The 6,383-nt window shown below is 67.5% G+C and carries 5 protein-coding genes; 2 read left to right on the top strand and 3 right to left on the bottom strand.

Annotation, left to right across the window (positions count from 1 at the left end; all coding sequences use genetic code 11):
• Positions 1–355 precede the first annotated feature (355 nt).
• Together Q0916_RS04995 and Q0916_RS04990 are read left to right on the top strand one after the other, a co-directional pair.
• On the top strand, positions 356–1,180 hold the full coding sequence (locus tag Q0916_RS04995) for an IclR family transcriptional regulator (protein ID WP_299235212.1): 825 nt from the start codon (positions 356–358) through the stop codon (positions 1,178–1,180).
• A 1-nt stretch (position 1,181) separates the two neighbouring features.
• Positions 1,182–2,789 (top strand): class I adenylate-forming enzyme family protein, encoded by a 1,608-nt coding sequence (locus Q0916_RS04990; protein WP_299235209.1) that lies wholly within the window; start codon positions 1,182–1,184, stop codon positions 2,787–2,789.
• Positions 2,790–2,801: 12 nt separating this feature from the next.
• Here Q0916_RS04990 and Q0916_RS04985 read toward each other — a convergent pair whose 3' ends face one another.
• The 3 genes from Q0916_RS04985 to Q0916_RS04975 all read right to left on the bottom strand — a co-directional run.
• Positions 2,802–3,263, bottom strand: coding sequence for a MaoC family dehydratase (locus Q0916_RS04985; RefSeq protein WP_299235206.1), 462 nt, complete (start codon positions 3,261–3,263; stop codon positions 2,802–2,804).
• A 5-nt stretch (positions 3,264–3,268) separates the two neighbouring features.
• A complete protein-coding gene (locus Q0916_RS04980) occupies positions 3,269–5,059 on the bottom strand; it encodes an acyl-CoA carboxylase subunit beta (protein ID WP_299235204.1) in 1,791 nt (596 codons plus the stop codon).
• A 7-nt stretch (positions 5,060–5,066) separates the two neighbouring features.
• On the bottom strand, positions 5,067–6,383 hold a 1,317-nt coding region (locus Q0916_RS04975), incomplete at its 5' end, for a biotin/lipoyl-containing protein (protein ID WP_299235201.1).

Here is a 6,383-nt window from a genome sequence, read left to right as displayed (position 1 = left end):
TACGCGACGATGGGCGAGATCATGGCGGTCTTCGAGGACCACTACGGCGCGTACCAGGAGACGCTCGTCACGGCGTAGTCGTCGCGGCCGGCCGCACTCGCTCACCCGGACGCGGGACCCGCTCGGACGCGTTCGGTTCCGCGTGCAGCAACGCTCGCTAACAGACCTATCTTTGTTATTTTCGAGCCGATCGGAGGGTGTCTGTTCGATGCGTGTACGTATACTGTTCGGCGGCGTCGCTCGTCTCGGCACACGTTCGATATATGTGAATCAAACGCCGCTTTTGCGGAGATCATCGGCCCTGATCGTCACGCATCGGGGACAGATATAATATACCGGGGGACGACGGTGGATTGTGATTCGGGAATCGTCAACGAGACAGGTCAAGTCGGTCCGAACGGCGTTCGACATCGTCGGCGTCCTCCAGAACTACGACGGGGTCGGGTTGGACGAACTGCACCGACGCGTCGATCTCGCGAAAAGCACCGTCCACAACTACCTCACGACGCTCGAATCGATGGGGTACGTCGTCGAGCGCGACGGGGCGTACTACCTCGGACTCCGATTTCTGACCCACGGGATGGCGGCCAAGAGCCGCCTTGAGGTCCGCGACGCGGCCCCGGTGGCGCTCTCGGCGCTCTCGGCGTCGGTCGGACACCCGGCGTGGCTTATAACCGCCGAGCACGGACGCGGGCTGTTCGTCGAGCGCGCCGTGCCAGACGGCGACGCGGCGGTGTACGGCCGGATCGGAAAGCGATCGTACCTCCACACCCACGCCCCGGGGAAGGCGATCCTCGCGGCGCTTCCCGAGGCGTCCGCCGAGAGGATCCTCGAGTACCACGGGCTCCCGTCGCACACCGAACGGACGATCACGGACCCAACGGCGCTCGACGCCGAACTCTCGGAGATCCGAGAGCGCGGCTACGCCGTCGGCGACGGCGAGGCGGCACTCGGCGTCCGATCGGCCGGCGTCGCCTTCGAGGCCCCGGGCGGCCGGTACCACGCCGTCGGGGTGTTCGCCTACTCCCACGAACTCGGTGCGCCGCCGGACAGCGGCGTCGTCGAGGCCCTCGAGTCGGCCGCCTCGGAGATCCACGCCCCGGAACGTGGTGGATCCGAGGCGGATCGGTCGGGGACCGAAGCCGAAATCGGTGGAGAAACCGAAACCGAGGCGAGCTAAAATGAGCACCCCCGGACCGCCCGCTGGCAGCGAAACGCTCGGCGGGGCTCTCGAGGCGGCGGCCGAGAACGCCGGCGATCGCCCGTTCGTTCGGTACCGCGGCGAGACGCTCACCTACGCGGAACTGGACGAGCGGGCGAACGTCCTCGCGAACGGCCTCGCCGCGCGCGGGATCGGCGACGGCGACACCGTCTGTCTGTTCATGTACAACTCGATGGAGTACGTGTCGCTGTACTTCGCGCTGGCGAAACTCGGGGCCGTGGTCGCGCCGATCGACACCCGCTTTACCGGGGAGACCCTCGCCGCCGCGCTCGCGAAGTCCGACGCCGAGACCATCGTCGTCGACGACCGAACGAGAGGCGCCTACGAGTCGGTCCGGCAGGACGTCCCGAACATCACGGCGGCGTACTTCGTCGGGGACCGGCCGTCGGACCGTCCGTACCGGCCGTTCGCGTCGCTGCTCGACGGGGACAGTACGCCCCCCGACGGTGAGTGTCGCGGCTCCGACACGGTTTCGGTGACGTTCGTCCAACGGCGGGCGACGGAACGACCCAAGGGCGTGCTCCTCCCGCAGTACGCCTACATCAACACCGGCCGCGAGGCCGCCGACGAGCTCTTCGGGTTCGACACGAACGACCGGATCTTCACCACGCTCCCGCTGTACAGCATCTTCACGTTCCAACTCGGCGTGGTCGGGGCGCTCGTGTCGGGCGCCGAGTTCGTCTTCTCGGGGCCCTTCGACCCGGAGACGTACTGGCGGGACGTCGAGGCCCGCGACGCGACGGTGATCCTCTATTTGGGCCGGCTCCTCTCGGTGCTGAACGGCCGGTACGACGGGCCGGAACCGATGGACAACCCCGTCGAGTTGGCGATCGGCCACGGCTTCGGCTTCGGGACCGACGAGACGCTGATCCGCGAGTTCGAGGACCGCTTCGACATCACGGTCTTGGAGGGGTACGGCGTCACCCAGACGTCGACGATCGCGACGTACAACACCCCCGAACAGCGCCGGATCGGCAGCTCCGGAAGGCCCGTCTCCTACGCCGACGTCGAGATCGTCGACGAGAACGACTGGCCGGTCGAGACCGGCGAGTCCGGCGAGATCGTCGTCCGGCCGCGGCGGCCGAACACGATGCTACAGGGGTATCTCAACGAGCCCGAACGGACCGCCGAGGTCTGCCGGAACCAGTGGATCCACAGCGGCGACATCGGGTACAAAGACGAGGACGGCTTCGTGCACTTCATCGCCAACGAGGACAACTCGATCTACCGCGGCCGGATCGCCGGACGGGTGTCCTCCCTGGAGATCGAAAGCGTCATCGACGCCGCAGCGGACGTCGAGACGGCCGCCGTCGTCGGCGTCGAGGACCGACGCGGCACCGAGGAGATCAAGGCCGTCGTCGTCCCCGAGGACGGCGCGTCGCTGAGCCCGATCGACGTGTACGAGCACTGCAAACGGTCGCTGCCGTACCTGAAGGTGCCACGGTACGTCGAGATCAGGCCGGACCTGCCGAGGAACCCGACCGGGAAGATCAGGCGTCGCGGGCTCGAAGAGGAGGGGATCGGGTCCGCCTGGGACCGGGAGGCGGGCTACGAGTTCAGCCGGTGATCGGCCGGTCTGTCACGCCTCGGGCCGTTTCAGCGACAGGGCCGTCCGCTCGAAGGAGCACACGAGCGGTTCCTCCGGATCGTTCACTTTGAACACCTCGACGCGCATCGTGACGATCCCCCGCTCGCCGTCGCTCGTTTCGCGTTTGTCCGTCACCGTCGATTGGACCCGGATCGTGTCGCCGTGAAACACGGGGGCGGGGTGCTCGACGTCGTCGTACGAGAGGTTCGCGACGATGGTGCCGTCGGTCGTGTCCGGGATCGTCAACCCGACCGCCAGGCTCATCGTGTACAGCCCGTTGACGAGTCGCTCGCCGAACCGCGTGTCGGAGGCGAACTCCTCGTCCAGGTGCAGGGGCTGTTGGTTCATCGTCATGTCGCAGAAGGCCTGGTTGTCGGCCTCCGAGATGGTGCGTCGCTTGTCGTGTTCGATGGTCTCGCCGACCTCGAAGTCCTCGTAGTAGCGTCCCGTCATCCGACTCAGAGGATCGTTCCGTGTTTCTTGTCCGGGACGTCCTTCTCGACGCCCTCGTAGAACGCAAAGCGGTTCGTGAGCTCCTCGCGGAGCGTGCTCGGCGGGATGACCTCGTCGATGACGACCTCGCTCGCCATCCGCCGCGCGTCGATGTTCTCGCGGAACTCCTCTCTGAGTTCCTCCTCGGTCCGCTTTCGCTCCTCGGGGTCGTCGATCGCGTCGAGTTTCCGCGCGTAGACGGCGTTGATCGCCGCCTCCGGACCCATGATCGCGATCTCGCCGGAGGGCAACGCGAGCGTCGACTCGGGGTCGTAGGCGGGGCCGCTCATCGCGTAGATCCCGGCCCCGTAGGCCTTCCGAACGACGACGCACTGTTTCGGCACCGTCGCCGAGGAGGTCGCGTAGATCATCTTCTTTCCCTGTTCGAGGATCCCGTCCTTCTCGACCTGCGAGCCGGCCATGAAGCCCGGCGTGTCCGCGAGGTACAACAGCGGGACGTTGTAGGCGTCACACGTCCAGATGAAGCCCGCCGCCTTCTCGGCGGCGTCGGGGAAGATCGCCCCGGCCCGCTGGGCCGGCTGGTTCGCGACGATCCCGATCGGCCGGCCGTCGATGCGGGCGAACCCGGTGAGGATCTCCGCGCCGTACTCGGGTCTGAGTTCGAACCACGAGTCGCGGTCGACGATCCGGTCGATCACGTCGAGCATGTCGTAGCCGCGGTTCGGCTCCTGGGGGATGACGCCGTCGATCTCCGCGGGCGGGTTCGCCGGCGGCGTCCCGTCGGTTCGGGGCGGCGTCTCGTCGCTGTTGTTCGGGAGGTACCCGACGAGTTGGGCGACCAACTCCCGGGCGTGTTCCTCGTCGTCGGCGACGAGATCCGCGCTTCCGGAGTGTTTCGCATGGACGTCGGGGCCGCCCAACTCCTCTAGGGAGATCTCCTCGCCGGTGACCATCTCGACCATCCGCGGGCTGGCGATCGCCATCGAACTCATCCCTCGGACCATGACGGTGAAGTCGGCGAACACCGGTGTGTACGCCGCGCCGGCGATGCAGGGGCCGTACAGCACGCAGATCTGCGGCACCCGTCCCGAGAGCATCGAGTGGTTGTAGTAGTACTTGCCGATCCCCTCGCGGTTGGCGAAGAAGCCGGTCTGTTGGTCGATCCGGCCGCCCGAGGAGTCCATGAGGTACAACACCGGCTGCCCCGTCTTCAGGGCGCGCTGTTGCATGCGGAGGAACTTCTCGACGCCCTTCGACGCCATGCTCCCCCGCTTGACCGTGTAATCGTTCGCCATGAAGTGGACGTTGCGGCCCTCGAACTCCGCGCCGCCGGTGATGAGCCCGTCGGCGGGCAGCACATCCTCGGCGTCGAACTCCGCGAACTTGCCGTCCTCAAACAGGAAGCCGTCCCCGTCGTCTCCGTCTCCGTCGCCATCGCCGTCTCCGTCCCCGCCGGAGCCGAACCACAGATCGATCCGGTCCCGCACGAACCGCTTGCCCTGCTCGGGGAGTTGGTCCTTGTACTTCTGTTTGCCGCCCGATTCGATCGTCTCGATCTCCCGGCGCAGTTCGGCCTCCCGCTCGGTCGGGCCGAGGTCCCGATCCGGCGTCGGGTCCCGGTCGGCCTCGGCGGCCGATCGGCCCGGTTCGGACCCGGACCCGTCGTACGTCGCCGTTCCGAGTTCGTCGCCGTCGGCCGAGACGACCGTCACGTCGTCGCCGAACCGATCGGCGAGCGCCTCGGCCACCGCGCGGGCCTGTTCCGTCGCTATGTCGTCCGATACGCTGATTTTCATCCCTGAATCACTCCAGAATCACGAGCGTGTCGCCCTGATCGACCGAGTCGCCCTCGGCGACCGCGATCTCGGATACCGTCCCGCCGGCCTCGGCGGTCACGTCGTTTTCCATCTTCATCGCCTCGAGCACGCAGACGACGTCGCCGGGCGACACCGGATCGCCGACGGACACGTCGACCGAGAGGATCGTCCCCTGCATCTCCGCGGCGATCGCGCCCGCGGCGGCCGTCTCGGAGCCGGCGTCGCCCCCGCCTCCGTCGGCGCTGTTGGCGCTGTCGGCCTCGACGACGCCGTCCTCGATGAGCACCTCGAACCGTTCGCCGTCGACCTCGACGGTCACGGCGTGCGTTGAGGGCGATCCGGAGCCGGAGCCGCTTCCGCTCCCGCCCCCGCCGGCGTCCGATCCCCACCGGTCGACAGCGTCGTCCAACCGGGCCGGATCGAGTTCCTCGTCGAGGTACTTCGTCGTGTGCGTGCCGGCACCGAAGGCCTCGTCGGTGAGCATCAGCCGGTGGAACGGAATCGTCGTCGCGACGCCCTCGACGTTGAAATGTTTCAGCGCCCGCTCGGAGCGGGCGAAACACGCCTCGCGGTCGGGGGCGTGGACGATCAGTTTCCCGATCATCGAGTCGTAGTCGCCGCCGATCTCGTCGGCCTGTTTGACCGCGTGATCGAGTCGGACGCCGACGCTGCTCGGCGGGTCGTACGTCGTCAGCGTCCCCGGCGTCGGGGCGAACTCCGCGGCGGGGTCCTCGGCGTTGATCCGGAACTCGATGGCGTGGCCCTCGAGTTCGACGTCCCCCTGGGCGAAGCCGATCTCCTCGCCGGCGGCGATCTCGATCTGCGATCTCACGATGTCGATCCCGGTGAGCTCCTCGGAGACGGTGTGTTCGACCTGGATCCGGGTGTTGACCTCCATGAAATAGAACTCACCGTCCTCGACGAGGAACTCGACGGTCCCGGCGTTCGTGTACGACGTCGCTGCGACCCCGCGGCGGGCCGCCGCGCCGATCTCGGCTCTGAGCTCCTCAGACAGCGACGGGCTCGGCGCCTCCTCGATGACCTTCTGGTGGCGGCGCTGCAGCGAGCAGTCCCGCTCGCCGAGGTGTCTGACGGTGCCGTGTTCGTCCGCCAGGATCTGCACCTCGATGTGTTTCGGCGCGTCGAGGTACTTCTCGAGGTACACGGAGTCGTTGTCGAAGTACGCCTCGCCCTCGCGTTTGGCGCTCTCGAGGGCGTCGTCGACCTCCTCGGGGCCGCGGACGATCTTCATGCCGCGACCGCCGCCGCCGCCCTCGGCTTTGATCGCGATCGGATAGCCGTA

It is taken from the genome of Natronomonas sp. (genome assembly GCF_028274965.1).
In the GTDB taxonomy this organism is placed as follows: Archaea; Halobacteriota; Halobacteria; order Halobacteriales; family Haloarculaceae; genus Natronomonas.
This window is presented reverse-complemented; position numbering and strand designations above follow the sequence as displayed.

Bases quoted from the DNA above. Each gene is read 5' to 3' on its own strand.
- Q0916_RS04990 (WP_299235209.1), top strand. From the start codon at position 1,182: ATGAGCACCCCCGGACCGCCCGCTGGCAGCGAAACGCTCGGCGGGGCT.
- Q0916_RS04985 (WP_299235206.1), bottom strand. From the start codon at position 3,263: ATGACGGGACGCTACTACGAGGACTTCGAGGTCGGCGAGACCATCGAA.
- Q0916_RS04980 (WP_299235204.1), bottom strand. From the start codon at position 5,059: ATGAAAATCAGCGTATCGGACGACATAGCGACGGAACAGGCCCGCGCG.